General features: G+C 59.2%; 25 protein-coding genes. 9 read left to right on the top strand and 16 right to left on the bottom strand.

Translation table 11 applies throughout. The features are described 5' to 3' along the window. Positions 1-58 precede the first annotated feature (58 nt). Positions 59-748 (top strand): HAD family hydrolase, encoded by a 690-nt coding sequence (locus ATU_RS03895; protein WP_010971150.1) that lies wholly within the window; start codon positions 59-61, stop codon positions 746-748. Positions 749-1156: 408 nt separating this feature from the next. Here ATU_RS03895 and ATU_RS03890 read toward each other — a convergent pair whose 3' ends face one another. After that, the gene (locus ATU_RS03890) at positions 1157-1696 is read right to left on the bottom strand and encodes a PilZ domain-containing protein (protein ID WP_035256727.1); all 540 of its coding nucleotides are present in this window, start codon (positions 1694-1696) and stop codon (positions 1157-1159) included. 275 nt (positions 1697-1971) lie between these two features. Between ATU_RS03890 and thrC the strand changes: the two genes are divergently transcribed. From thrC to ATU_RS03870, 4 genes are all read left to right on the top strand, one after another. Continuing rightward, positions 1972-3369 carry a threonine synthase gene (gene thrC, locus ATU_RS03885; protein WP_035256339.1) on the top strand — a complete coding sequence of 466 codons (1398 nt, stop codon included), beginning with the start codon at positions 1972-1974 and terminating at the stop codon, positions 3367-3369. Positions 3370-3390: 21 nt separating this feature from the next. Further along, a complete protein-coding gene (locus ATU_RS03880; protein WP_010971146.1) occupies positions 3391-4689 on the top strand; it encodes a M16 family metallopeptidase in 1299 nt (432 codons plus the stop codon). A gap of 93 nt (positions 4690-4782) precedes the next feature. Further along, complete coding sequence (locus ATU_RS03875; RefSeq protein ID WP_006309836.1) at positions 4783-5382, top strand: GNAT family N-acetyltransferase; 600 nt, start codon at positions 4783-4785, stop codon at positions 5380-5382. Beyond that, complete coding sequence (locus ATU_RS03870) at positions 5379-8294, top strand: EAL domain-containing protein (protein ID WP_006309835.1); 2916 nt, start codon at positions 5379-5381, stop codon at positions 8292-8294. Before ATU_RS03875 ends, ATU_RS03870 begins: the two co-directional genes overlap by 4 nt. Positions 8295-8472: 178 nt before the next feature. On the opposite strand, the gene ATU_RS03865 is transcribed toward ATU_RS03870, so the two are convergent. The 3 genes from ATU_RS03865 to ATU_RS03855 all read right to left on the bottom strand — a co-directional run bounded on the left by ATU_RS03865 (position 8473) and on the right by ATU_RS03855 (position 10630). Continuing rightward, positions 8473-9567, bottom strand: a complete 1095-nt coding sequence (locus ATU_RS03865) for a zinc-binding metallopeptidase family protein (RefSeq protein ID WP_035256337.1) — start codon at positions 9565-9567, stop codon at positions 8473-8475. A 159-nt stretch (positions 9568-9726) separates the two neighbouring features. Beyond that, on the bottom strand, positions 9727-9918 hold the full coding sequence (locus ATU_RS03860) for a CsbD family protein (protein WP_006309833.1): 192 nt from the start codon (positions 9916-9918) through the stop codon (positions 9727-9729). A 106-nt stretch (positions 9919-10024) separates the two neighbouring features. Next, entirely contained in the window at positions 10025-10630 is a 606-nt protein-coding gene (locus ATU_RS03855) for a YqgE/AlgH family protein (protein WP_010971144.1), read from the bottom strand. A 161-nt stretch (positions 10631-10791) separates the two neighbouring features. Here ATU_RS03855 and ATU_RS03850 point away from each other — a divergent pair, with 161 nt between their 5' ends. From ATU_RS03850 to ATU_RS03840, 3 genes are all read left to right on the top strand, one after another. Then, a complete protein-coding gene (locus tag ATU_RS03850) occupies positions 10792-11640 on the top strand; it encodes a protein-disulfide reductase DsbD domain-containing protein (protein WP_006309831.1) in 849 nt (282 codons plus the stop codon). A 100-nt stretch (positions 11641-11740) separates the two neighbouring features. After that, positions 11741-12226 (top strand): peroxiredoxin, encoded by a 486-nt coding sequence (locus tag ATU_RS03845; protein WP_010971143.1) that lies wholly within the window; start codon positions 11741-11743, stop codon positions 12224-12226. A 402-nt stretch (positions 12227-12628) separates the two neighbouring features. Next, positions 12629-15109: an autotransporter domain-containing protein gene (locus ATU_RS03840; protein WP_244423874.1), complete on the top strand. Its 2481-nt coding sequence runs from the start codon at positions 12629-12631 to the stop codon at positions 15107-15109. A 14-nt stretch (positions 15110-15123) separates the two neighbouring features. On the opposite strand, the gene ATU_RS03835 is transcribed toward ATU_RS03840, so the two are convergent. From ATU_RS03835 to coxB, 12 genes are all read right to left on the bottom strand, one after another. Continuing rightward, the gene (locus tag ATU_RS03835) at positions 15124-15432 is read right to left on the bottom strand and encodes a Dabb family protein (protein ID WP_006309828.1); all 309 of its coding nucleotides are present in this window, start codon (positions 15430-15432) and stop codon (positions 15124-15126) included. A 176-nt stretch (positions 15433-15608) separates the two neighbouring features. Beyond that, positions 15609-16049, bottom strand: coding sequence for a ribonuclease HI (rnhA, locus tag ATU_RS03830; RefSeq protein WP_003511799.1), 441 nt, complete (start codon positions 16047-16049; stop codon positions 15609-15611). Next, positions 16046-17014, bottom strand: coding sequence for a homoserine kinase (locus ATU_RS03825; protein ID WP_010971141.1), 969 nt, complete (start codon positions 17012-17014; stop codon positions 16046-16048). The genes rnhA and ATU_RS03825 overlap by 4 nt, the downstream gene beginning before the upstream one ends. Before the next feature lie 92 nt (positions 17015-17106). Continuing rightward, on the bottom strand, positions 17107-18153 hold the full coding sequence (gene ispH / locus ATU_RS03820; RefSeq protein ID WP_010971140.1) for a 4-hydroxy-3-methylbut-2-enyl diphosphate reductase: 1047 nt from the start codon (positions 18151-18153) through the stop codon (positions 17107-17109). A gap of 58 nt (positions 18154-18211) precedes the next feature. Beyond that, positions 18212-18946 carry an SURF1 family protein gene (locus tag ATU_RS03815; RefSeq protein WP_010971139.1) on the bottom strand — a complete coding sequence of 245 codons (735 nt, stop codon included), beginning with the start codon at positions 18944-18946 and terminating at the stop codon, positions 18212-18214. 10 nt (positions 18947-18956) lie between these two features. Beyond that, entirely contained in the window at positions 18957-19343 is a 387-nt protein-coding gene (locus tag ATU_RS03810) for a DUF983 domain-containing protein (RefSeq protein ID WP_010971138.1), read from the bottom strand. Positions 19344-19604: 261 nt separating this feature from the next. After that, positions 19605-20480, bottom strand: a complete 876-nt coding sequence (locus ATU_RS03805) for a cytochrome c oxidase subunit 3 (RefSeq protein WP_006309823.1) — start codon at positions 20478-20480, stop codon at positions 19605-19607. A 61-nt stretch (positions 20481-20541) separates the two neighbouring features. Then, a complete protein-coding gene (locus ATU_RS03800) occupies positions 20542-21159 on the bottom strand; it encodes a cytochrome c oxidase assembly protein (RefSeq protein ID WP_006309822.1) in 618 nt (205 codons plus the stop codon). Between the two features lie 28 nt (positions 21160-21187). Continuing rightward, the gene (locus tag ATU_RS26880) at positions 21188-21319 is read right to left on the bottom strand and encodes a hypothetical protein (protein WP_003509137.1); all 132 of its coding nucleotides are present in this window, start codon (positions 21317-21319) and stop codon (positions 21188-21190) included. Then, entirely contained in the window at positions 21319-22272 is a 954-nt protein-coding gene (locus tag ATU_RS03795) for a heme o synthase (RefSeq protein ID WP_010971137.1), read from the bottom strand. The genes ATU_RS26880 and ATU_RS03795 overlap by 1 nt, the downstream gene beginning before the upstream one ends. Positions 22273-22661: 389 nt before the next feature. Further along, on the bottom strand, positions 22662-24371 hold the full coding sequence (gene ctaD, locus ATU_RS03790; protein ID WP_010971136.1) for a cytochrome c oxidase subunit I: 1710 nt from the start codon (positions 24369-24371) through the stop codon (positions 22662-22664). Positions 24372-24388: 17 nt separating this feature from the next. After that, positions 24389-25252, bottom strand: a complete 864-nt coding sequence (gene coxB, locus ATU_RS03785; protein WP_010971135.1) for a cytochrome c oxidase subunit II — start codon at positions 25250-25252, stop codon at positions 24389-24391. A 432-nt stretch (positions 25253-25684) separates the two neighbouring features. Here coxB and ATU_RS03780 point away from each other — a divergent pair, with 432 nt between their 5' ends. Next, positions 25685-26209, top strand: coding sequence for an invasion associated locus B family protein (locus tag ATU_RS03780; protein ID WP_010971134.1), 525 nt, complete (start codon positions 25685-25687; stop codon positions 26207-26209). Positions 26210-26287: the final 78 nt, after the last annotated feature.

The raw sequence follows: 26287 nt of genomic DNA, 5'->3' as shown, positions 1-26287 counted from the left end.
CATGGTCTAAAAGCCCGGCATCATTTTCTTCCGAGCAAATCCGATAAAGGGAGCGCCCATGAGCGGCTTCGACCTCATTATTTTCGACTGCGACGGCGTTCTGGTCGACTCCGAAATCATCGCCGCCCAGGTGGAATCCCGCCTTTTGACCGAGGCCGGTTACCCGATCTCCGTCGAGGAAATGGGCGAGCGCTTCGCTGGCATGACCTGGAAGAACATCCTCCTGCAGGTGGAAAGCGAAGCCAGCATTCCGCTCTCCGCATCGCTGCTCGACAAGTCTGAAAAGCTGCTCGACATGCGGCTGGAACGCGACGTGAAGATCATCGACGGCGTAAAGTTCGCGCTCTCGCGCCTGACGACGCCGCGCTGCATCTGCTCGAACTCCTCGAGCCACCGCCTCGACATGATGCTGACGAAGGTGGGCCTGAAACCCTATTTCGCGCCGCATATCTATTCCGCCAAGGATCTCGGCGCCGACCGCGTGAAGCCGAAGCCGGATATCTTCCTGCATGGCGCGGCGCAATTTGGCGTCTCGCCCGATCGGGTCGTCGTGGTCGAGGATTCCGTGCACGGCATTCACGGCGCGAGAGCCGCCGGCATGCGCGTCATCGGCTTCACCGGCGCATCCCACACCTATCCGAGCCACGCCGACCGGCTGACGGATGCGGGTGCGGAAACGGTGATCTCGCGCATGCAGGACCTGCCGGCCGTGATCGCGGCGATGGCGGAGTGGGAAGGCGCTTTTTGAGGAGGTAAATGTGGTCACATCCCAGACGCAAAAGGAATTCCGACCCGGCTGTGGTTATACCGAAGCGGACTGGGATGCGATCGACTTTCCTGAGATGACGGATGACGAGTTGGACAATTTGCGTCCTGCCAGGGACGTTTTGCCGCCTGCCTTTTTTATAGCCATGGACGAGTATCGAGAGGCCCGGCGTCGCTGATGGCTGCTTACCAACCGTGGCAGAACAGCCGATGAAACGCAAAACCCTCCCCTGCGTCATGTGCTCGGGGCTGTCCCGAGCATCTGCAACCGATTGATTTTATTCGACGTAATTAGATCCTCGGCACAGGGCCGAGGATGACGTCGCGGATGGGTAGCGGTTTGTAGTCCACTTGAGCCAAAGCATGCAAAAAGAGGCTCCGGCTCGCCAAATCACCGGCGCTTGGTCTTGGCCTTCGCACCCTGCTCGGCAAATCCGATATAGACGCTGACAGACCGCGCCGCGCCGCCCGGTCCGTTGGGAATGGCGACGTGGTCGTTGTTGAAGATGAACTGTGTGCCCGCTCCGCCTGCCGAAACGTCGATGGCGAAATTGGTCGTTTCGCCGAAAATCTCGCCGTCGCCGTCCTTCACCGTCACGCGGATCGGTACGGTGACGCGGCCGGGCTTGGCCATCGGTCCGGGAACGAGGCGGCCCTGCGCCAGGACGTTCACCGTCAGCGTCGATTCATTGGCGGAGCAGGACCGTGTCGTATCTGACAGCGACACCTGATAGGCGAGTTTCTGCGGATCGTCCTTGGCGCCACCGGCGTAAACGCGATGCACGGCATTGGCGTCGAGAACCGTCACCGTCGGGCAGTTGGCCTGCACCACCGGGGTGACGGCATTGGCCTGCGCGGCCGGAGGATTGACGGCAAGCGAGTCCGACGGATTGGAGGAATTACATCCTGCAACGACGGCCAGAAGCGACATCGCGGCGGACAAACGCAAGAAATTCCCTGACACTCTTCTAATTCCCTCTCCATTGTCCCGGAACCGAACCGGAGACGCTGTTTATTGACCTTTCACGCAGGTTGGCGATGGTCTATAGCAGCGACGCCGGAAAAAATCGATTGGCATGTTCGGTTTTGCTTGAATTTTCAAAAAAGCCCTTCATTACCTCGCCAATCGCCTCATTCCGGCGGGATGCTGCTGATAAAGAGCCGGTAACGGCACGGACAGACCGGTTAAGGACAAGGGACTATCTCGTGAAATATGTATCGACCAGGGGTGCGGCCCCTTCGCTTGGTTTCTGCGACGCGCTGCTGGCAGGCCTTGGCCGTGACGGCGGGCTTTACGTGCCGCGCGAGTGGCCTTCCATGTCGAAGAAGGAAATCCGCAACCTGCGCGGAAAATCCTATCAGGACGTCGCCTTCGAGGTTCTCTACCGTTTCACCGGCGGCGAAATTCCGGCCGACAAGTTCAAGGCGATGATCGACGACGCCTATTCGACGTTCCGTCACCCTGCCGTCGTGCCACTGACGCAGACCGGCCCGAACACCTTCGTGCTGGAGCTTTTCCATGGCACCACGCTCGCCTTCAAGGATGTGGCGATGCAGCTTCTCGCCCGCCTGATGGACTATACGCTGACGGAACGCGGCGAGCGCGCCGCCATTGTCGGCGCCACATCGGGCGACACCGGCGGTGCGGCGATCGATGCCTTTGCCGGGCGCGAACGCACCGATATCTTCATCCTTTTCCCGAACGGCAAGGTCTCGCCGGTGCAGCAGCGCCAGATGACGACATCCACCGCTTCCAACGTGTATGCGCTGGCGATCAACGGCAATTTCGACGATTGCCAGACGCTGGTCAAAGAGATGTTCAACGACGTGAAGTTCCGCGACGGCGTGAAGCTTTCCGGCGTCAACTCCATCAACTGGGCGCGCATCATGGCGCAGGTGGTGTATTATTTCACCGCCTCGCTGTCGCTCGGCGGCCCGGACCGGAAGATTTCCTTCACCGTTCCGACAGGCAATTTCGGCGATATCTTCGCCGGTTACGTCGCCAAGAAGATGGGGCTGCCGATCGACAAGCTGGTCATCGCCACCAATGACAACGACATTCTGGCACGCACGCTGAAGACCGGCCGTTACGAGATGCGCGGCGTCAAGCCCACCACCTCGCCTTCGATGGATATCCAGATTTCGTCCAACTTCGAACGCCTGCTGTTTGAAGCCTATGATCGCGATTCCGCTGCGGTGAAGGCGTCCATGGATGGCCTGAAGCAGTCCGGCGCGTTTGAAATTCCGCCGAAGGCACTGAAATTCATCAAAAAGGATTTCCGTGCCGGCCGCGCCACCGAAAAGCAGGTTGCGGCGACCATTCGCGACACACTTGAAAAGACCGGATACCTGATCGACCCGCATACGGCGACCGGCGTTTTCGTGGCTGAGAAGCACGAAAAAGCGGGAAGCCCGATGGTGGTTCTGTCGACCGCCCACCCGGCTAAATTCCCGGCCGCTGTAAAATCCGCTTGCGCAATCGAGCCTGCGCTTCCAGTATGGCTAGCTGACATTATGAACCGGGAGGAGCGTTTCGACATTCTGGACGCAGAGCTGAAAGCCGTGGAAACCTTCATCGGCCAACATGCACGCGCCGGCAAATAGAGACGCGGAAAGACGTTGAGTATGAGAGTTAATGTGACCCGGCTTTCGTCCGGGTTGACCGTTGTTACGGAAAGAATGCCACATCTCGAAAGCGTTGCTCTTGGGGTGTGGATCAAATCCGGGTCCCGCAACGAGACGACTGCCGAGCACGGCATCGCCCATCTTCTCGAACATATGGCCTTCAAGGGTACGGCGCGCCGCACCGCCCGGCAGATCGCCGAAGAGATCGAAAACGTCGGTGGCGAAGTCAACGCCGCAACATCGACGGAAACAACCTCCTATTATGCCCGCGTCCTGAAAGACCATGTTCCTCTCGCGGTCGATATCCTTGCTGATATCCTGACGGAATCGCTGTTCGACGAAGACGAGCTGGAGCGCGAGAAAAACGTCATTCTCCAGGAAATCGGCGCTGCGACCGATACGCCTGACGACGTGATCTTCGACAATTTCTCCGGCGTCGCCTATCGCGACCAGACCATTGGCCGGCCGATCCTCGGCACGCCCGACACCGTGCAATCCTTCACGAGCGGTGAGATCAGGCATTATCTCGCCCGCAATTACACGACGGACCGGATTTTCGTCGTCGCCGCCGGCGCGGTCGATCACGAAAGCTTTGTGAAGCAGGTGGAAGAGCGTTTTGCCTCGCTGCCGCTCGTGCCGGCGGCACCGCCCGTCATGGAAAAGGCGATCTATACCGGCGGGGAAATCCGCGAGACCCGCGACCTGATGGATGCGCAGGTGCTGCTCGGTTTCGAGGGCAAGGCCTATCACGCCCGCGACTTCTATTGCTCACAGATTCTCGCCAATATTCTCGGCGGCGGCATGTCATCGCGTCTCTTCCAGGAAGTGCGCGAGGCGCGCGGCCTGTGTTATTCCGTTTATGCCTTCCATTGGGGTTTTTCCGATACCGGCATTTTCGGCGTGCATGCGGCGACCGGCGGCAATGACCTGCCGGAACTGATACCCGTCATCGTCGATGAATTGCGCAAGTCTTCTGAGACTATCCATCAGGACGAAATCAACCGCGCCCGCGCACAGATTCGGGCGCAATTGCTGATGGGACAGGAAAGCCCGGCTGCCCGCGCCGGCCAGATTGCCCGGCAGATGATGCTTTACGGCCGCCCCATCCCCAATGAAGAAATGATGACGCGCCTCGAGGACATCACCCGGGAGCGCCTGACCGATCTTGCAGGCCGGCTATTTTTCGATACAGTTCCGACATTGTCTGCCATTGGCCCGCTGGAACAGCTGCCGCCGCTTTCAGACATCACTGCCGCGCTGTCCGCGCAGCAGCCTGCAAGGATAAAGGCGAACGGATAAACCACTATGAGAGCGGGACTTAAAGGCGAAGACCGCTCATCTTTTTCGCCGTCCCGCTTGCGGATGGCGATATCTGCCGCCCAGGGATCGTGAATGCTGCGTTTTCTTTCCCGACATAACGACACGCCGGAACTGCGCAGCGCCGATCATCTCCTCAGACTGCCGCGTTACAGCGATTTCAAGCAATGGCATGTGCTACGCTCGGAAAGCCGGCAGTTTCTTCAGCCCTGGGAGCCGACCTGGCGCCCGGATGAGCTGACCGAAGGCGCCTTCCGCATGCGCGTGGTGCGCAACGGCCAGGAATTTTCCTCCGGCACCGCCGTCTCGTTTCTGCTGTTCGAAAAAGAAACCCTGCTCGTCGGCGGCATCACCATCGGTTACATCCGCCGGGGCGCCGCACAAAGCTGCATGATCGGCTACTGGACAGGCGAACGGCACGCGGCACGAGGCCATATGTCTGCCGCATTAAAATTGGTAATACCCTACATCTTTAACGGACTTCAGTTGCACCGTATCGAGGCAGCCTGTATTCCGGAAAACTTCAAAAGCATCCGGCTTCTCGAAAATGCCGGGTTCCAGCGGGAAGGCCTCTTGCGGGAATATCTGAAAATCAATGGCCAATGGCGGGATCATATGATGTTTTCCCTTCTTGCCGACAAGCAAAGCTCCGGCGGAACGAAGTACGATACATGACCTACAATCACACTGCGCCGTGCCTGTCGAAACGTCTGGCGGCAATCGCACTGGCTGTGCCGTTTTTCCTTCTTTTCGTGCTTTTTGCCTCTCATTCCTACGCTTTCGAACCGGTGAAGATTTCCCGTGACGACACGGCGCTCGATCTCACCGCAACGACCGATATCTATGCCAATCAGGGCGAAGCCTTTCAGGTCTCGACCGCACCCGGCCCTGACGGCATCCGCCGCCGTATCGAAGTGCGCGCCAGTTCCGAAGACCATCAGGGTGACTGGGCTGTCTTTGCGCTCGCCAACGTCTCCGAGGAGCAGCTGGAGCGGGTGATCGTCGCGCCGCATTTCCGTCTCGTCAATTCCAAGCTGTTCTGGCCCGATCTCGGCTCGCAGCGCATCATCGCCATCACCCCGAGCGAAGGCTTCGCACTCGACCGGCAGCCGAGCCCGGATGCCGACGTGTTCCGCATCACGCTCAATCCCGGCTCCGTCATCACATTCGTCGCCGAGCTTTCCACGCCGCAGTTGCCGCAGATCTATCTCTGGGAACCGGAAGCCTACAAGGACACGATCAACGCCTTCACGCTCTATCGCGGCATCGTGCTCGGCATTGCCGGCCTGCTGGCCGTGCTTCTGACCATCCTTTTCGTGGTCAAGGGCACCTCGGTCCTGCCGGCATCGGCCGCACTGGCATGGGCGGTGCTCGCTTATATCTGCGTCGATTTCGGTTTCCTCGAAAAACTCATCACCGTCACCTCAAGCGATCAACGAATATGGCGGGCGGGCGCCGAAGTGGCGCTCGCCTCCAGCTTCGTGGTCTTCCTCTTCACCTATCTCAACCTGAACCGATGGCACGCGCATCTGGGCTACGCGACGTTTGCGTGGGTGGTGGGTCTGGCGCTGCTGTTTGGCGTGGCGATCTACGATCCTTCGGTCGCCTCGGGTATCGCCCGCGTCTCCTTTGCGCTGACGGCGACGGCCGGTATCGCGCTCATTATCTATCTCGGCTTCAACCGTTACGACCGGGCGATTTTGCTCGTGCCCTCCTGGGCACTCATTCTCGTCTGGCTGTTCGGCAGCTGGCTGACGGTAACGGGACAATTGGACAACGACATCGTGCAGCCCGCACTTGGCGGCGGGCTGGTGCTGATCGTGCTGCTGATCGGCTTCACCGTCATTCAGCATGCCTTTGCCGGCAGCGCCTATCAGCAGGGCCTGTTCTCCGATCTCGAGCGCCAATCGCTGGCGCTGACGGGCAGTGGCGACACCGTGTGGGACTGGGACGTGACACGTGACCGCATCGTCACCACGCCTGACATTTCCAACCGACTGGGGCTGGAACCTGGCACCATGCATGGCGCGGCCCGTAACTGGCTGCCACGTCTGCATCCGGACGACCGCGACCGGTTCAAGGCGACGCTTGACGTGCTGCTCGATCACCGCAAAGGCCGCCTCAACCACGAATTCCGCATTCGCGCCGAAGACGGCCATTTCCACTGGCTGCAAATCCGCGCCCGTCCGGTGCTTGGCTCCAACGGCGAAATCATCCGCTGCGTCGGCACCATCACCGATATCACCGAACAGAAAAATTCGGTCGAGCGGCTGTTGCAGGATGCGATGAACGACAATCTGACCGGGCTTCCGAACCGTCAGGTCTTCCTCGACCGCCTGCAATCGATCCTCAACCTGTCCCCCGATAGCGAGGGCGTGCGGCCGACCGTGATGGCGATCGATATCGACCGTTACAAGCTGGTCAATGACACACTCGGCATTGCCGCCGGCGACAATATTCTGATTGCGCTCACCCGGCGCCTGCGCCGCCTGCTGAAACCGCAGGATACGCTAGCGCGTCTCGGTGGTGATGAATTCGGCCTGATCCTGACCTCCGAGCGCGATCCGCAGCGGGTTGCCGATTTCGCCGATGCGGTGAACAAGGCGATCATGGTGCCGATCAATTTCGCCAATCGCGAAATCATCCTCACCGCCTCCATCGGCCTCGTCTCGTGGATCGACCAGCAGGAAAGTGCGGCCGGGCTGCTGAGCGACGCCGAACTGGCCATGTATCGCGCCAAGCGCGCCGGCGGAAACCGCGTCGAGCCGTTCCGCCCCGCCTTCCGCACGTCCGGCACCGACCGCCTGCAGATGGAAAGCGACCTTCGCCGCGCCATCGAGCGCAAGGAGCTGTCCCTCGCCTATCAGCCGATCGTCAAGCTTGACGATGGCGCGCTGGCCGGTTTCGAGGCCCTGATGCGCTGGGAACATCCCAAGCGCGGCAATATTCCGCCGAGCGAGTTCATTCCGATTGCGGAGGCTTCCGGCCTGATCGAGCCTCTCGGCATGTTCGCACTGGAACGGGCGGCGACCGACCTGATGGACTGGCAGCATGCCATCGACAAGATGCCGATCTTCATTTCTGTCAATATTTCCAGCGCGCAATTGCTGAACAACGAATTGTACAACGATGTGCGCGGCATGCTGACCCGCACCCGCTGCAATCCGCAACAGCTGAAGCTGGAACTGACCGAATCCGTCGTGATGGAAAACCCGGAACAGGCGCGGCTTGTGCTTTCCAAACTCAAGGAAACGGGCCTCAGCCTCGCCATGGATGATTTTGGCACCGGCTATTCGTCGCTCGCCTATCTCACCCGCTTCCCCTTCGACACCATCAAGCTCGACAAGGCGCTGGTGGCCAATACCAGCGACAAGCGCAACGTGCTCCTGCGCTCGGTCATCGCCATGGCGCGCGCGCTCGATATGCAGGTGGTGGCGGAAGGCATCGAAACGCCCGAGGATGCGGCGGAACTGGCGCGCATGAACTGCCATTTCGGCCAGAGCTTCATGTTCGGCACCCCGGTTTCCGGCGATGCAGCGCTGAAGCTGCTGCGGGAGCGGTTCCAGCCGACGAAGCGGGCGTCTTGAGCGAAGGGGTGCGGTGATGTGTCTGCCCTAGACGAGTACGACGTCATCCTCGGGCTCGTCCCGAGGATCTAATCACGCATCCTAAAATGACCATTGGCAGATCCTCGGGACAAGCCCGAGGATGACGGAGGAGAGATTATTCCTTCTCCTCAAAAGTCTTGGATTTCTCGCCAAACGATCACTGACCCATCGCCATCTGCGGCGCGTCCGCCGCCACCGTCCCATGCAGGAGGTCGTGAACGAACTCCATCTTCGCCACCACCGGCGGCGTCAGCACGAAGGGATAAAGGTCCGCCTCCCCCATGCTACGCTGAATGGAATTGATGGCGACGCTGAGCGGAATCCAGGCCTTGACCAGCTGTGCGGCACTGCGGGCCCTATAGGGATCGAAGGTCACCTCCGCCGCCATTTCCTCATGTCCGTCGGGGTCTATCGCCACACCGAAGGCGCGCGCCGTCTCCAGCGTATCGACGATATGCAGATAATGGGCAAAACATTCGGCGAAATCCTCCCATGGGTGGACCGAGGCATAGGAGCTGATGAAATTCTCCTGCCAGTCTGGTCGCGGCCCGCCCTCGTAATTGCGCTGCAGGGCGGCAGCGTAATCCTCGCGCTCGTCGCCGAAAACGGCGCGGCAGGCTTCCAGCCGGTTCGCGTCCCGCACCAGCTTGTTCCAGATAAAATGCCCGACCTCGTGGCGGAAATGGCCGAGCATGGTGCGATAGGGCTCATTCATATTGGCGCGTACCTGTTCGCGCGTCGCATCATCGGCCTCTGCGGCGCGAATGGCGATCAGGCCTTCGTCGTGACCGGTCATGGCGGGAATGATGGAGCCATCGGGTGCCACCTCATCCACCAGAAAGTCAAAAACGAGACCGCCGGCGGGATCAGCATCACGGTTGGGATGCGGCAGGCCAAGCTTCAGGATCGAATAAAACAGGTGCCGCTGGGCCTGGCTGATGCCGCGCCACTGCTCGATCCCCTCTTCCGTTGCAATGTCTGGCACCAGGCGATTATGGCTACAGGCCGGGCAAAAGGCGCTGGCGCTTTCCGCCGGCACCGACCAGTTGCAGATATCGTTCACCTCATTGGCGCAGAACCGCACCTGCCTATCCGGCTCCGCGATGATCTGCCAGTTCGGTTCACCCGCAGGTGCGAGCGCTTCCATGGACAGCCGTTCCGGCACGAAGGCCAGACGGTGGCCGCAGGCGACACAGAAGCGATTGTCGAAATGAACAGGTTGGCCGCAGGACGCGCAGGAGAAAAGCTTCACGGGTGACACCCTTGCAATGGTCGGAGGAGGAAAGGCAGACATAAGATACCGGCATGACGAACGTGTCAGCCTTGGCCCACGCACGACAAGAGCGCATGTGCCATAACACATGCGCTCCACGCGCCCTGTTGTGGGAGGGGCGCATCAATTCATGCAATATTACATGCGGTCGACGGCGCCCTTGACGGCATCCTTCGCCTTGCCGACAGAAGTCTGCACCTTGCCCTTGGTTTCCTGGGCGGCACCCTTGGCGCGCAATTCATTATTGCCCGTCGCTTCGCCGACGTTCTTCTTCACCTTGCCGGCAACTTCATTGGTTTTACCGGCGATCTTGTCAGATGTGCTACCCATTTTACTTCTCCCTAGTTAAGCCGTACTTTCTGTTCGGCTTTCCGGGTGAGTAACGTCAGGGATCAGGATTTGGTTCCAGCAAAAAACAATCGAGAACAAAATGGGCTCAGGCGTGCCCGGCATCCGTGGAGAGCATACGGGCATCGACGCCCATCAGGGCCAGCGCCCGCTCATATTTATTGTCCAGACCACGGTCGAAGATCAGCTCTTCCGCCGCCGGGCAATTCAGCCAGCCATTATTGGCGATCTCGTTTTCCAGCTGGCCCGGACCCCAGCCGGCATAACCGAGCATCATGGTCGCCTTTTGCGGGCCGCGGCCATTGGAGATGGCTCGGACGATATCGAGCGTCGCCGTCAGCGAAATATCATCGCTGACCGGAATGGAGGATTCGCTCAAATAATCATCCGAATGCAGCACGAAACCGCGGCCGGATTCGACCGGGCCGCCGCACTGGATCGGAAATTCGCGGGTGCGGTTGGGCAGCATGATCGCGTCGTTGCTATCCACCAGCTTCAGATGCAGCAGAATGTCCGTGAAGGTAATCTGCTGCGGGCGGTTGATGATGAAGCCCATGGCGCCGGCGTCCGAATGGGCGCAGATATAGATCACCGAACGGGCAAAATTGCCATCGTCCAGCCCCGGCATGGCGATCAGGAACTGGCTATCGAAAGAGCCACGTTCGCGTTTGTCCATCAGGGTTGAAAAGCTCACCGGCGCCTCCAGCAGACCGAATTCCATCCTTGCACGGAAAACGGCGTTCGCACTTCGACAGTGCGTAGGATGCGGCATAGCGCCCGATCAATCAACCGAAAATGATGAACCGCACGAATTCGTAACTGGTCCACTGGCCGATGTTGGGTTAGACGGGAAGCATGAGCGTCAGGATATTCTTTCGATTTTCACATCTTCGCCTCGCCGTCGTATTCGCCGCCCTTCTCGGTGGCGGGCAAGCCGCGCAGGCCGAAATTACCGACTGGGCAAGAAGCGAAGGCGGCCAGATGCGGGTGGCAAGCCTTGCCATGGATGCTGACGGCGTGGTGCGCGGCGTGCTGCAGATCGAGCCAAAGGACGGCTGGATAACCTATTGGCGCGAACCGGGCGAAGCCGGCATACCGCCGCAGATCACCCCCGATCCGGCAAGCGGCGTCAGCCTGACCACCATGGCCTATCCCGTCCCGAAACTGATCGAGAACGGCGATATCACCGATATCGGTTATGACCACGCCGTCAGCCTTCCCTTTCAGTTGAAAGCCACCGATCCGGCGGCAAGCGGGACGATCGACATCACCGCCTTCATCGGCGTGTGCCAGAATATCTGCATTCCCTTCGAGGCGAAATTTTCCATCAGCCGCGGCAATGCTGCCGATGATGACAGTGAGGAACGCCGCCTTCTCGAAGAGGCGCGCGAAACCCTGCCCGAAGCGGCTTCCGACGATTTCAAGGTCATCGATTTCCACATCACCCCTGACAAGACCATGCTTGGCGTGCAGCTGCAGCTCCCGGAAAATGCGCCCAAGGAGACCGAAATCTTCATCGCCGGCCCTTCCGGTTTTGCCTATTACGAACCGCAGAACCTGGTGCGCGACAAGCGCAAGCTCTCCTTCTACATGAACATCAAAGGCCTTCCGAAAACCTACCAGGTGCCGGGAAACAGCTGGCCCATCCTGGTCAAATCCGGCGACCGGGCGATGGAAACGGTGCTGAATTTTCCCAAGCCCTGAGCGGGTGTCTGGCATACGGCATTTCAAACGAAAACCGCATGACAGATTTCATGTCCCTGCTCTATAGTCGCGCGAACCGAACGACCAGAGGAGCACGGACATGACCATCAAGATCGGCGAAAAACTACCTTCCGCAACTTTTAAGGAAAAGACGGCCGATGGCCCGGTGGAAACCACCACCGACGCGCTTTTCGGCGGCAAGAAGGTGGTCCTCTTTGCCGTTCCCGGCGCCTTCACCCCCACCTGCTCGCTGAACCATCTGCCGGGCTATCTCGAAAATCGCGACGCCATTCTCGCCAAGGGCGTGGATGATATCGCGGTCGTCTCCGTCAATGACTGGCATGTAATGGGCGCCTGGGCGCAATCGTCGGGCGGCCAGGGCAAAATCCACTTCCTCGCCGACTGGGACGCTTCCTTCACCAAGGCGCTCGGCCTCGATGCCGATCTTTCCGGCGGTGGTCTTGGTGTGCGCTCTAAGCGTTATTCCATGCTGGTGGAAGACGGCGTGGTGAAGTCTCTGAACGTCGAAGAGAACCCCGGCCAGGCGACCGTTTCGGCAGCCGCGGCAATGATTGAGCAGCTTTAACAAGCCCATTCTTAAGTACACAACTTGATACATCAAATATTAATCAGGCCCGCGGACTTATCGTTCGCGGGCCTTGACGAATCACGAGCACTTCAGACAAATTACTCAAGAGATAAATCTTTATTTACTTATATATATACATTATTAAGTTATTTACATAAAAAATACTTAAATTTATCTACATAATAAACTATGAAGAACAGATAATCCATATTCAATACTTAAATTCATTCATTTATTCACAAATGGGCATGATGCGCCATCCACAAAATATTCCAGCCCTTAGTCCGCTGAACCCTGTCTAGGTTCGTCACAGGGTACGACACCGGAGAAAGGGTGGGTATGCGCAGCAACACGTCAACAATCTTCCAGCCTCACTCGATTTTCGTTTCACACAAAAACTTGATCGGAGCCTTAGCGCTGAACGCCCCGGTGCCGCGCCGCCCTGCGGCTCAGTCGTCGCGCCTGATGACGGGCTGGCTATCCCCGAAACCTCTGACATTTCTCTTCACCGTTCCAATGTTACTCGGACTGAACTGTGTCGCCACAGCAGGTGACATTCCGGGCTTCCCCTACGTTCGCTGGCTCGAAGGAGCAGGAACGAATTTCGTCAACGGCATCAGCGGAGACGGGTCTGTCGCGGTCGGATATTCGATTTCCAGCAATGGCCCGCGACCTTTTCGCTGGGAGGCGGCGACGGGAACGCTGCGCTATATAGATGGTGGGATTGAAGCAAATGGTGGCCGCCCCGAGAAGACAAATGTGGACGGCTCCGTGATCGTGGGCACCTCCAGTAGCGACCAGGCGTTCCGCTGGACCGCGAGAACCGGAATGAGGACACTTGGCACCCTACAGGGGATCGGCAAATCCTCCGCCACGGGCGTGAGTGGCGATGGGTCGATCATCATTGGTGTATCCGAAAATGCTGATGTGCAGCGAGCATTTCGCTGGTCAGCGGCCACCGGTGTCATGACAGCGATTGACATGCCCGCGGATGTAACCTCTTCCGTTGCCAATGACGTCAGCCTCGATGGAAGAGTTGTTGTCGGGGAATACTTTACCGCGGCGAACGTGCACGCCTTTCGTTGGACCGCAACAGATGGTGCTGTCGATATCGGAACACTTCCCGGTTCGTACGGTGCGCGTGCGTTAGCGACCAATACGGACGGCACGATTGTCGCGGGGGTCTCCAGATTCGTCGTGCAAGTGCCGATCGAAGTGTTGGAGGACAGGGCGGGAAAGTTCGACGGAACTGACATCAAAGACGGTCCCGTCAACCCCGACGTCAAAATGTTCATTGATGAATGGCATGCCTTCCGATGGAACGCTGCCACTGGATCAATGCAGCCGCTTGAGGTAATTCCGAACGGAAGTGGCTCTATACCCTATGCCATGAGCGCGGACGGTTCGGTCATTGTCGGGAATTGGCAATCCGCCAGCGGTCAGCGCGGCTTCCGCTGGACCGAACCTGGCGGAATGCTGTCCGTTGAGGACTGGTTGCGGAACAATGGTGTCCCTATCGCCAGCGACTTCACAAGTACCGCTACGGACGTAAGCGCCGATGGCAACATCGTTGTGGGCCGAACAAGAAATAACACATCTTACATCGCCCGAATCGTGCTTGCTGTCTCCGCCACAGCGGACCCGCGCACCAATCTTGACAATGTGGATACGGTGACACCTGCAGATCCCCGAAGTAGCGGAAGACAACCGCGAGGAATCGATCCCACCAATAGAGCGGTAACCTCAACTACTCCTTCGGCATCGTCCGGCACCACCTCCTCCTCTCCATCATCTACCTCATCTGCATCCGCCTCGCCCTCCGGCTCTTCCAATACTTCCACATCGCCCGCAACCACGACATCTGGCGCAGCGTCGACACCTACTGCATCTTCTGTTTCCTCACCCGGTTCCGCCGCCAAAACTGGCCATTCCATCCTTCCTGCGCGTTCGGGCATCATCGATCTGGATCAATATGCGGGGACGATTGCAGCAAGGCCGAATGCGGGTGTCGGCCTCAACATTGCCAATATCGTTCTCGACGGCGCGCATGGCATGCCGATGCGCAGCCTGCTGGAGCCGGGCCGTCAATCTTTTTCCATCGTCAGCGATGTTGGTCACAATGACGGCCGCGATGCGGCTGGCGCTTTTGGTATTGCCGATATCGGTTATGGTTTCGGGCTCGACGGTGGCGCGACGGCGCGCATCGCCTTTGGCGGCCTTTACGACCAACGCGATATCAATACCGGCGGAGACTTCATCCACAGCGGCTTCTACATCGCTCCCGAGATCAGCCTGCCGCTCACTGATGGCCTTTATGCCACCATTGGCGGTTATTATGCACCCGGCAGAATGTCGATCGAGCGGGGTTACCTCAATGGCGGCACGATGGATTATTCGCGCGGCGAGACCGATCTCAATGTCTGGGCAGCGAAACTGCGCTTTGACTGGCTGGATGCGCTCACAATCGGCGAATGGAACCTGACACCCTATGCCGGCGTGACCTATGCAAAAGCCGAGATGGGCGCTTATGCGGAAACCGGCGGGGCGTTTCCGGCCGGTTTCGATGCGAGCGGCGAGCAATCCACCATCATTCGCGCGGGTCTCGACGGCGTCACCAATTTCAGCGACTCGATCCGCTTTCTGGCAAGGGCCGAGGCGGCCTACCGGCTGGAAAAGAAAACAGCAACAACTACGGGCACCATTGATGACTTGATGGGGTTTTCCTTCGCCGGGCAGGATATAGACCGCTTCTGGCTGCGCGGTGGCCTCGGCGCGGAATTCGATATAGCGGGCGGGACGGCATCACTGAACGTCAACGTCACCACCGAGGGCAACGATCCCGGCCTATGGGTTCGGGCCGGCTGGAAGATCACTTTCTGACCGGCAACCAGCCTTTACACATTCATGTCGAACACCAGAAGCCCGGCGAGGCCGCCATCGGTCAGCGACACCAACCGTTCCCCCACTTCCACATGCTGGGGATGGGCGAGATAGCCATCGCGGGCTTCGGGGCTTTCCAGCGTGACGATGAAGCCATCGACAAAACCGCCATTCAGGCCTTCGGGCGAGATGTTCTGGCCGTATTTAACATCGACGATCCCCGGTATCTCGTCCTTCAGGGCCGCAATCGCCTCGAAAACAGCGTGTTTTTCAGAGGATGCCGTCGCAGCCTTGAACCTTAGAAATACACAATGCAGGATCATCCGAATGTCTCCTCCGCTGGAACGCCGCCCAAGCTGTTTGACGACAAGATAAGTCGGGTTTCAGTTTTCACAACCCCCAATCGGGCCGCAAATCGATCTCTCAATCGGACCCCCAATCGGGATTGAGCGTCGCGCCCGCCCAGAGCCAGTCACACCGACAAGACAGCAGGCCTGCGTTACCGGCGTTTGAAAGGCTCCATGCCCTTGCGCGCCAGCTCATCGGCACGCTCGTTTTCCGGGTGGCCGGCATGGCCCTTCACCCAATGCAGGGTGACCTTGTGGCGCTCCTGCGCCGCCTCCAGCGCCTGCCAAAGCTCGACATTCTTGACCGGCTTGTTATCGGCGGTTTTCCAGCCCTTCTTTTTCCAGCCGAAAATCCACTTGGTGATGCCGTCCTTCACATAGGCGCTGTCGGTATAAAGATCGACCTCGCAAGGGCTCTTCAGCGCGTTGAGCGCCGAGATCGCCGCCAGCAATTCCATGCGGTTGTTGGTGGTGTCGGCTTCGCCGCCGGAGAGTTCCTTTTCGGTCTCGCCATAACGCAGCACCGCACCCCAGCCGCCCGGCCCGGGATTGCCGGAGCAGGCGCCATCGGTGAAAATATCGACGTGTTTCATTCGCCCGCCAGCCCATATTCGGCGACATTGGCGATCGTGCGGTGGAAGCGCAGCTTGCGCAGATATTCCAGCGGATCCTTCTTCACCACCAGCGCGCCGGCCGGCGTCGTCAGCCAGTCGTAAAGCCGGGTCAGGAAGAAACGTAACGCCGAACCGCGTGACAGCAGCGGCAGCGCTTCCAGCTCCGCTTCGCTCAGCGGTCGAACCGACTGATAACCTTCCAGCAGCGCCTTGCCCTTGGTGACGTTGTAAGCGCCATCCTTTTCGAAGCACCAGGCGTTCAGGCAGATCGACACGTCATAAGCGAGCAGGTCGTTACAGGCGAAATAAAAATCGATCAGGCCGGAAAGCTCGTCTCCGAGGAAGAAGACATTGTCCTGAAACAGATCCGCATGGATGACGCCTGCCGGCAAATCTTTCGGCCAATGGGCGGCAAGATAATCGATCTCCGGGCGAATCTCTTCCCTCAACCCCTTCTCCACCTCATCGGCACGCTCTTCGGATTTGTCCCACAGCACTTTCCAGCCATCGACCGAGAGCGCATTGGGCCGCTTGATCTCGAACCCTTCGCTCGCCAGATGCATGGCGGCCAGCGCCTTGCCGACTTCCCGGCAATGTTTCGCTTCCGGTTTTCTCAGCCACATGCCTTCGAGGAAGGAAATGAGCGCTGCCGGCCGGCCCGACAATTCGCCCAGCAATTCGCCATCCTTGCGCGGCAGGGGCAAGGGGCAGGACAGACCCTTAGCGGCCAGATGCTGCATGAGGCCGAGGAAGAAGGGCAGATCGTTTTTCTCCACGCGCTTTTCATAAAGCGTGAGGATCAGCGGATCTTTGGTGGTGTGCAGCAGGAAATTGGAGTTTTCGACACCCTCGGCAATGCCCTTGTAGGAGGTGAGGCTGCCGACGTCATATTGCGTGAGGAAATTCCTCAGTTCGTCTTCGGTAATATCAGTATAAACTGCCAATTTTATATCTCTTGATGAAGGAAGGACTAGAAATCTAGGGGGAGCATGCCAAAGGTAGGACGAAAACCGCCCTTGCTCAGCGCCACCCCGCTTCAGATACCGGCGGTGGCTTTTGGCGGCAGCGCGTTGCTGGCATTGCCATTAACGAAGGCCATGTCATCCGTCGTCAACTCGATGCTGCGCAGCTCGCGGTTGACGAGGAAATGTTCCGTTTCCTCAACCGTCACGGCGAGATCGAGCGTGGTATCGAAACGTGCCTTGAAGGCCTCGATGATCTCATCAACGATGACCTCCGGCGCGGAAGCACCGGCCGAAAGGCCGACCGTGCGGATGTCGCCGATCTCATTCCAGTCGATTTCCGACGCCCGCTGCACCAGCACCGAGTGTTTGGCGCCGGCGCGCAGCGCCACTTCCACCAGCCGCTTTGAATTGGAGGAATTGGGGGCGCCAACGACGATGAAGAGATCGCAGCCGGGGGCTGCCTGCTTCACCGCATCCTGACGGTTGGTGGTTGCGTAACAGATGCTGTCGGCGGCAGGCGCCTGAATGGCGGGAAACCGTTCCTGAAGCCTGGCGATGACGCCGGCGGTATCATCGACCGACAGTGTCGTCTGCGTGACGAAACCGAGGTTTTCACGGTCGACCGGTTCGTAAACACCCGCATCTTCCACCGTCTCGACCAGCGAGACCGTACCTTCGGGCAGTTGGCCCATCGTGCCAATGACTTCGGGGTGACCGGCATGGCCGATCAGCACCACATGACGGCCGAGGCGCTGGTGGCGCATAGCCTGCTTATGGACCTTGGAGACCAGCGGGCAAGTCGCGTCGAGATAAAACAGGTTACGTGCCTGCGCGTCTTCAGGCACGGATTTCGGCACACCGTGGGCGGAAAAGACCACCGGCTGCTCGCGATGCTCGGCAGGAATCTCATGCAGTTCCTCGACGAAAATCGCGCCCTTGGCTTCCAGGCCTTCAACAACGTAACGATTATGCACGATTTCGTGGCGAACATAGACCGGTGCGCCATAGGCTTTCAGCGCCAGCACGACGATCTGAATCGCCCTATCCACGCCCGCGCAAAAGCCGCGCGGTCCGCACAGCCTTATCGTCAAAGGGGGTTTGGAAACGGCGATGTTCATTCGTGCTCCTTGGCGCGCTCCTTGGCCTTGCCCGGCAAGCTACCGGACGGCGCGCTCTTCATTCACCCTGCGCCTTACCGTTCCGGAAATAGGCAAAACCGGCGACGATGACAAGGGCCGCCGCCAGACCATACCACGTTATCGCATATTGCAGGTGATTGTTGGGCAAATCTATCAGCGTCACACCGCCCTGCGGCCAGCCGCCGGGATTGGGCGCATTGTCGGCATCCACAAAGAGTTTGACCAGCCGCTCGGGCGGCACCTCGGCGCTGGACGCCATCGCCGCCAGATCCTTCCAGTAGAAGATATTCTTGGCGATATCGTTGTCCGGCAACAGCGAGGATGGTTTTGCAACCAGCGGCGCGCGCGCCAACCCCGTTATCGTCACCTCGCCGCTCACCTGGCCATCGGGCCGTTTGGCCGCTTCCTTCATCTCGAAGGGCACGAAGCCACGATTGACGAAAAGAATGCGGCCATCGGCGAGTGTCAGCGGCGTATAGATATAATAACCGGTCTGGCCCTGATGGGTGGCGAAGAAATGCCGCTCGCGCGTGTGATCGAAAGTGCCTGATAGCCTGACCTTACGGTATTCTATCTCGCCGCCGCTTTTTACGATGGCCTCGATATCGGAGAGCGTGGCGGGACTTGCGTTGCGCCTTTCCTCGATATCGGCCATTAGGGCCTCTTTCCAGTAGAGCCGTTTCACCTGCCAGGTGCCGAGCCCGAGAAGAATGGCAAGCGCCAGCAGCACCAGCGGCGCGGCGAACCAGACCCGCCGTTGCGCCGCCTTCATGTGGGAAACGTCATTCACGATCAAGCCTGCCTTCGCTTGCATTGTTGCGGTATTGCAGCGCAATCATGATCCCTTTCAGCTTGCGCAGCAGCACGAGAGAGACAATCACCGTAAACGGCAACCAGAGCATGACATGCGCCCAGACGGGCGGGGCAAAACGCTGATCGACCCAAAGCGCCATCCCAACGACCAGAAAACCGACGATCAGCATGACAAAAACGGCCGGGCCATCCCCCGCATCGGCAAAGCCGTAATCCAGTCCGCAGGCGCTACAGGCGGGTTTCGGTGTCAAAAAACCATCGAACAGCCGGCCATTGCCGCAACGGGGGCAGCAGCCTTTCAAGCCTACCTTGATAGGATCGACAGGCGCGAAATTGCCGTTTGATGGTTCAGACATGAGGACCTCCCGCTCCCGCTGGCAAAAACCTCGAGAATACATAGCGCTTCGGGTAGTCGCATAGGCCCTCGGGGTTGCACCTTGTTTCTTCTCCCCGCCGGGGAGAAGGTGGCCCGAAGGGTCGGATGAGGGAGGTAAGGTCCCCGGATATCTCTACCCTTGCCGCCTCGTCCCGCTGCCGCGACCTTCTCCCCGGCGGGGAGAAGAAATACGTGGCGCTCGCTCATCTCAGAAGCAACGTGGTGGGCTACACGGCGTAAGTTAACCGTGCAGCGGTGCGCCCCAGCCACCCCAGATATAGATGGCGAAGAACAGGAACAGCCAGACGACGTCAACGAAGTGCCAATACCAGGCGGCCGCTTCGAAACCGAAATGCTGTTTGGGTGTGAAACCGCCGGCGATGGCGCGGAACAGGCAGACCAGCAGGAAGACAGTGCCGACGAAGACATGGAAACCGTGGAAACCGGTGGCCATGAAGAAGGTAGCGCCGTAGATCGAATTCTTGAAGTCGAATGGTGCGTGAATGTATTCGTAAACCTGCACGGTGGAGAACAGGACGCCGAGCGCGACGGTCAATGCCAGACCCGAGATCAGGCCCTTGCGATCATTATGCAGCAGGGCATGGTGCGCCCAGGTGACGCAGGTGCCCGAGAGAAGCAGGATGACGGTGTTGTAGAGCGGCAGATGCCAGGGATCGATGACCTCGATGCCCTTCGGTGGCCATTGACCGCCGGTATATTCGAGGCGCGACGCCTGAATGGCCTCATGCGGGAAGAGGCTGGCATCGAAATAGGCCCAGAACCAGGCGACAAAGAACATCACCTCGGAGGCGATGAACATGATCATGCCGTAACGCAGATGCAGCGAAACCACGCGGGTATGGCTGCCCTCATTGGCTTCCTTGATCGTGTCCGCCCACCAGGCGTACATGACGTAAAGCACGATGACGAGACCGATATAGAACAGCCAGGGGTTGGCCAGTTCCGCACCGAACAGCTTGAAGGAGCCGCCCGACAGGTAACGCATGTAGCAGACGCCGCCGAAAGTCATGATGAAGGCGCCGATGGAGGCCAGAAGCGGCCACGGGCTCGGGTCTATGATGTGGTAATCGTGGTTCTTCTGATGCGTGTCTGCCATTGCGACAATCCCCTGCTATCTCTTCCCTGATCCGGCCCCCTCAAAAGACCCGGATCTCCTCTTACAATTTGCTGTCGCCAGATTCTGTCTTTACCGGCAAGGACGCAACCGGTTTTTCGGTTTTGGCCGGATAAAACGTATAGGACAGCGTTAAAGTATGGACGCTCTTGGTTTCGCGCGCCGTGGCGATGTCAGGATCGACAAAAAACACCACCGGCATTTCCAGCGTTTCGCCCGGCTGCAGCGTCGTTTCGGTGAAGCAGAAACACTCCACCTTGTTGAAATAGGCACCGGCTTCCATCGGCGTGACGTTGAACACCGCCGTGCCCGTGGTCGCCACCGGTGAACGATTGGTCGCCTTGAAGGTCACCTTTATCGTTTCGCCGATCTTCGGCTTGACCATCTTGTCAACAGGGCGGAAATCCCAGTTGAGGCCGTTCGACGTATTGGCGTCGAAGGTGACGTTGATGGTCTTGTCGAGAATGACGTCGGAATATTGCTCCACACGCTGCGTCGTGCCGTTGTAACCGGTGACGCGGCAGAACAGGCTGTAGAGCGGCACAGCGGCATAGGCCATGCCGATCATGGCGCAGAAAAACACCAGACAGAGCACGAGGATGGAACGGTTGCTCACCCGCTGCGAGCCGGCCCGCGCTGTTTCTGCTTCCATATTCGCCATGTCCTCCCCTCCTCCTATGCTCAGACCGTCAATGCGAGCCGATCTTGATGATGGTGATGACGTAGAACAGCACCACCAGACCGGCGAGCAGGACGCCGAGTGCAATATTGCGCCCACGTCTCGATTTTTTCTGCGCCGCGCTCAGTTCCACCGTTTCCATTACAGGACTCCCGAAATCACGGCCTTCAGGGCCGGCGCGAAATGATCGGCCAGAAGGCCGGAGAAAATCGCGAAGAGATAAAGCACCGAATAGGCGAACATCTTCTTGGCGGGCAACATCTTCTCGTCGCCTTCAGGCATGCGCCGGACATCGAACGAACAGTAGACGAAGATCGCGCTCAGCACGGCGGCGAAAATGCCGTAACCGGCGCTCGCCAGACCCGTGAAAAAGGGCGCAACGGCGGCCGCCGCGGTCAGCACCGCATAAACGATCATCTGGTTCTTGGTGGAGCGCTCGCCCGCTACATTTGGCATCATCGGAATGCCGACCGCGCCGTAATCACGCATCTTGAACAGCGCCAGCGCCCAGAAATGCGCCGGCGTCCACAGGAAGATGATCAGGAACAGGATGACGCTATCAAGCGAAACGCCGCCGGTGACGCAGGCCCAGCCGAGCATGGGCGGGAAAGCGCCGGCAGCACCGCCGATGACGATGTTCTGCGGCGTCGAGCGCTTCAGCCACATCGTATAAACGACGGCATAAAAGAAGATGGTGAAGGCAAGCAGGCCGGCGGAGAACCAGTTGACCGCAAGGCCGAGGATGACGACCGAGAAGGCCGACAGTGTCAGGCCGAAGGCAAGAGCTTCGCGCGGCGCGATGCGGCCCGACGGGATCGGCCGCTTGGCGGTGCGGGTCATCACGGCATCGATATCGGCATCGTACCACATGTTGAGCGCACCGGACGCGCCGGCGCCGACCGCGATACAGAGAATGGCAATGAGCCCAAGAATAGGGTTGATTTCACCCGGCGCCAGCACGAGGCCGGCAAAGGCCGTGAAGACGACGAGCGACATGACGCGCGGCTTCAGCAACTCGAAATAATCGCGTGCGCCGGCTTCCGAAAGTTCGGAGCTTTCTGCGCCCATCATGTCGCGATCGTCGATAACGGTCATTTCCTGTCCTGTTTCCTTCAGATGCCGCCTGCCGCGACACCCCTTGCACCGGCCCGAAAAACGAAACGGATTTCTGGCATGCGCGATGCGTCAATTCATGGGTCCCGAACGTCCTGGCAGGCGCGGCACCGGACCAAACCGATGCCAGCATGTGCCGGCCAATCGCCGCGCCCTGCCGCCATTCGTCTGCGCTTGCTTTTCATAAAGGCCAGATTTGGCATTTATCATGTCCGGGCATGTATCACGTCGGACAGAAAGCATCGCTTGGACAAAATGTCACGCAGCAGGAGAAGCTGCCCGTTCGGGAAACGGCACGGACCCAACCGCGCCGTCCCTCTTTTTCAGCAGCCGGAATGCGCAAGCCGAGCCTGCGCCGTCCGGCCCGCGCATCAGCGGATGCGCGGAAGCTGTTCCCACTGGTGGTAAGGCGGCGGCGAAGACAGCTGCCATTCAAGCGTCGTCGCACCTTCACCCCAGGGATTGTTACCGGCGATGCGCTTCTTGGCGAAGGCTTCCCAGACGCCGAAGAGGAAGATGCCAACGGCAACGGCCGAGATATAGGAACCGTAGGACGATACCATGTTCCAGCCGGCGTAAGCATCGGGATAATCGATGTAGCGGCGCGGCATGCCGGCGAGACCAAGGAAGTGCTGCGGGAAGAAGATCAGGTTCACGCCGATGAACATGACCCAGAAATGCAGCTTGCCGATGAACTCGTTGTACATGTAGCCGGTGATCTTCGGGAACCAGTAATACCAGCCGGCGAAGATCGCAAAGACGGCGCCGAGCGACAGCACGTAGTGGAAGTGAGCCACGACGTAATAGGTGTCGTGCAGCGAACGGTCGAGACCGGCATTGGCGAGCTGCACACCGGTGACACCACCGACCGTGAACAGGAAGATAAAGCCGATTGCCCAGACCATCGGGGTCGAGAAGGTCAGCGAACCGCCCCACATCGTCGCGATCCACGAGAAGATCTTGATCCCCGTCGGCACCGCGATGACCATGGTGGCGAAAACGAAGTAGCGCTGTGCCTCGAGCGACAGGCCGACCGTGTACATGTGGTGGGCCCAGACGATGAAGCCGACCGCACCGATGGCGACCATGGCGTAAGCCATGCCGAGATAACCGAAGACCGGCTTCTTGGAGAAGGTGGACACGATGTGGCTGATGATGCCGAAACCGGGCAGGATCAGAATGTACACTTCCGGGTGACCGAAGAACCAGAACAGATGCTGGTAGAGGATCGGATCACCGCCGCCCTCCGGCGAGAAGAACGCCGTGCCGAAGTTACGGTCGGTCAGAAGCATGGTGATGCCACCTGCCAAAACCGGAAGCGAAAGCAGGAGCAGGAATGCGGTGACCAGAACCGACCAGGCAAACAGCGGCATCTTGTGCAGCGTCATGCCCGGCGCGCGCATGTTCAGGATGGTGGTGATGAAGTTGATGGCGCCGAGGATCGAGGATGCACCGGCGACGTGCAGCGAGAAGATCGCAAGATCCACCGCCGGCCCGGGCATGCCACTGGTCGACAGAGGCGGATACATGGTCCAGCCGCCACCCACGCCATAAGCACCCGCCGGACCTTCGACGAAGAGCGACAGGAGCAGCAGGATGAAGGCCGGAACGATGAGCCAGAAGGAAATATTGTTGAGGCGCGGGAAAGCCATGTCAGGCGCGCCGATCATGATCGGGATCATCCAGTTGGCAAAACCGCCGATCATCGCCGGCATGACCATGAAGAAGATCATGATCAGCGCGTGCGCTGTCGTGAACACGTTGAACATGTGCTTACCGCCGTCGATGGCGGCATCGCCCTCGAAGCCGTAGACCATGGAAGCCAGACCGTGGAAGATCTGGATGCCCGGCTCCTGCAGCTCCATACGCATGACGACCGAAAGCCCGCCGCCGATGATACCCGCCATGATGGCGAAGATCAGGTACAGCGTGCCGATGTCCTTGTGGTTGGTGGACAGGAACCAGCGGGCGAAAAAGCCCGGCTTATGGGAATGATCATGCGAATGATCGTCATGCGCATGCGCGTCATGTGCGGATTGACCATGCGAGTGATGATCGTCGTGTGCGGAAGGTCCAGCCATTGTCGTCACTCCAGGTCTCAGTTGGTTTCGTTGGCGGCAACGTCGACCGTGCGCGGAGCGCCATCGACGGAGGCCATCAACGCCCGGTTCGCGCCGTTCAGATCTGAAGCGGCGGCGGCGTGCCAGGTGTTGTACTGCTGTTCGGAAACCACCCGAATGGCGATCGGCATGAAAGCGTGGTCCTTGCCGCAAAGCTCGGAACATTGGCCGTAATACAGGCCTTCCTTCTCCGGCTTGAACCATGTTTCATTGAGGCGGCCCGGAACGGCATCGATCTTGACGCCGAAGGCGGGCATGGCGAAGGCGTGGATGACATCCGTCGGAGCCGCCGTCACCAGAAGGCGAACTGTCTTGCCGACGGGAACAACCATTTCATTGTCGACCGCGAGAAGGCGCGGATAGCGGGCCTTGTCTTCCTTGCCGGCAGCGGCGCGATCCTGATCCTTCAGCAGGTAGCTGTCGAAGGAGAGCGGCTCTGCGCCCTCGGCGGCCTTGTATTCATAGCTCCACAGCCACTGCGTGGCGGTCGCCTTCAGCGTCAGGTCCGGGTTTTCCGGCTGCGTCAGCTGCGCGTTCAGAAGATTGAACGAGGGGAAAGCGAGGAACAGGAGAATGAGCACCGGCGCCAGCGTCCACACCACCTCGATCGCCGTGTTATGGCTGGTCTTGGAAGCCACCGGATTTTTCGCGGCGTGGAACTTGACGGCAACGATGATGAGCAGCGCAAGAACGAAAAGCGTGACCGGAACAATGAACCACAGTGTATATTGTTCGAACCAGCGTATTTCGTGCATGATCGGCGTGGCGGCCTCCTGCATGCCCATTTGCCAATGCACCGGCTGATCGGCGTGGGCGCCGACAGCCGTGAGCAGACAGGTCATCCCCGCCAGTGCTGCGTAAATCCTATTCGTCACGGTACCCTCTCCCTCACGCGTCTGATCTAGATCAATCACAGACGCAGAATCCATGCTTATGGTACTAACTTAAAACCACAGTTTGCCCTCTGCCGCAATATGCGTCGGGACACGGATGCGCCCCAATTTTGCCATTGATCAATCCACGACCGACTTTCCCGCACCCTGTGTCCAAGCTGACCCGCTGAACGCGATTTCAAGCACCCCAAATGCGACAAAGCCCCGTCTTCCAGCCGGTTTGAATGCCGGATAACAAATGACGCGCCCGGCAAATCAGATGGCTATGCGTGCCAACAGGTCCTATTTCCGCCCAACTCCGCTGGAATTGAAAGCACTAGGCTTTTTTTTCCGGATTATGGCGTCAAAATAGCCGCACTGATTCGAATCCCAGAGGTATCCATGCGTCTTTCCCCGCTCGCGCGCACTTTTCTTGCCGCCGCCGGTCTTGCCATCATCGCCCCCGCTGCCGCGGCGCTGGCGCAACAGCAGCCGCCCGGCACGCCGAAGTCGACGCATGGCGCATGGTCGGTCATCTGCGACAAGCCGGCAGGCGCATCCGAAGAACAATGCGCGCTGATGCAAAACGTGATTGCCGACGACCGCCCGGAAGTCGGCCTTTCGGTTGTCATCCTGAAAACCGCCGACCGCAAGTCGCGTATCCTGCGCATCCTCGCACCGCTCGGCGTGCTTCTGAAGGACGGCATGGAGCTTTACATCGACAACAACAATATCGGCCGGGCCTATTTCACCCGCTGTTTCTCCGAAGGCTGCTATGTGGAAGTCGATATTGATGACGAGCTGCTGAAGGTGCTGCGTGCCGGCAAGAACGCCGTCTTCGCGCTGCGCGAATCCGTCGATCAGGACCGGGTGGGCATTCCGATCGAGCTTTCCGGCTTTGCCGAGGGCTACGACGCGCTTCCCTGAGGCATCGTCGTAACGGGCAGCCTTGCGTCTGCCCGTTCCAGTGCCTAAATCGGTCATGAACGATCATGACTGGAGCCT

This window comes from Agrobacterium fabrum str. C58 (assembly GCF_000092025.1).
GTDB lineage: Bacteria > Pseudomonadota > Alphaproteobacteria > Rhizobiales > Rhizobiaceae > Agrobacterium > Agrobacterium fabrum.
This window is presented reverse-complemented; position numbering and strand designations above follow the sequence as displayed.

Excerpts from the sequence above, each read along its gene's own strand:
- ATU_RS03895 (WP_010971150.1), top strand. The coding sequence starts at position 59 with ATGAGCGGCTTCGACCTCATTATTTTCGACTGCGACGGCGTTCTGGTC.
- ATU_RS03890 (WP_035256727.1), bottom strand. The coding sequence starts at position 1,696 with ATGTCGCTTCTGGCCGTCGTTGCAGGATGTAATTCCTCCAATCCGTCG.
- ATU_RS03880 (WP_010971146.1), top strand. The coding sequence starts at position 3,391 with ATGAGAGTTAATGTGACCCGGCTTTCGTCCGGGTTGACCGTTGTTACG.
- ATU_RS03875 (WP_006309836.1), top strand. The coding sequence starts at position 4,783 with ATGCTGCGTTTTCTTTCCCGACATAACGACACGCCGGAACTGCGCAGC.
- ATU_RS03870 (WP_006309835.1), top strand. The coding sequence starts at position 5,379 with ATGACCTACAATCACACTGCGCCGTGCCTGTCGAAACGTCTGGCGGCA.
- ATU_RS03860 (WP_006309833.1), bottom strand. The coding sequence starts at position 9,918 with ATGGGTAGCACATCTGACAAGATCGCCGGTAAAACCAATGAAGTTGCC.
- ATU_RS03850 (WP_006309831.1), top strand. The coding sequence starts at position 10,792 with ATGAGCGTCAGGATATTCTTTCGATTTTCACATCTTCGCCTCGCCGTC.
- ATU_RS03845 (WP_010971143.1), top strand. The coding sequence starts at position 11,741 with ATGACCATCAAGATCGGCGAAAAACTACCTTCCGCAACTTTTAAGGAA.
- ATU_RS03835 (WP_006309828.1), bottom strand. The coding sequence starts at position 15,432 with ATGATCCTGCATTGTGTATTTCTAAGGTTCAAGGCTGCGACGGCATCC.
- rnhA (WP_003511799.1), bottom strand. The coding sequence starts at position 16,049 with ATGAAACACGTCGATATTTTCACCGATGGCGCCTGCTCCGGCAATCCC.
- ispH (WP_010971140.1), bottom strand. The coding sequence starts at position 18,153 with ATGAACATCGCCGTTTCCAAACCCCCTTTGACGATAAGGCTGTGCGGA.
- ATU_RS03815 (WP_010971139.1), bottom strand. The coding sequence starts at position 18,946 with ATGAAGGCGGCGCAACGGCGGGTCTGGTTCGCCGCGCCGCTGGTGCTG.
- ATU_RS03810 (WP_010971138.1), bottom strand. The coding sequence starts at position 19,343 with ATGTCTGAACCATCAAACGGCAATTTCGCGCCTGTCGATCCTATCAAG.
- ATU_RS03805 (WP_006309823.1), bottom strand. The coding sequence starts at position 20,480 with ATGGCAGACACGCATCAGAAGAACCACGATTACCACATCATAGACCCG.
- ATU_RS03800 (WP_006309822.1), bottom strand. The coding sequence starts at position 21,159 with ATGGCGAATATGGAAGCAGAAACAGCGCGGGCCGGCTCGCAGCGGGTG.
- ATU_RS26880 (WP_003509137.1), bottom strand. The coding sequence starts at position 21,319 with ATGGAAACGGTGGAACTGAGCGCGGCGCAGAAAAAATCGAGACGTGGG.
- ATU_RS03795 (WP_010971137.1), bottom strand. The coding sequence starts at position 22,272 with ATGACCGTTATCGACGATCGCGACATGATGGGCGCAGAAAGCTCCGAA.
- ctaD (WP_010971136.1), bottom strand. The coding sequence starts at position 24,371 with ATGGCTGGACCTTCCGCACACGACGATCATCACTCGCATGGTCAATCC.
- coxB (WP_010971135.1), bottom strand. The coding sequence starts at position 25,252 with ATGACCTGTCTGCTCACGGCTGTCGGCGCCCACGCCGATCAGCCGGTG.
- ATU_RS03780 (WP_010971134.1), top strand. The coding sequence starts at position 25,685 with ATGCGTCTTTCCCCGCTCGCGCGCACTTTTCTTGCCGCCGCCGGTCTT.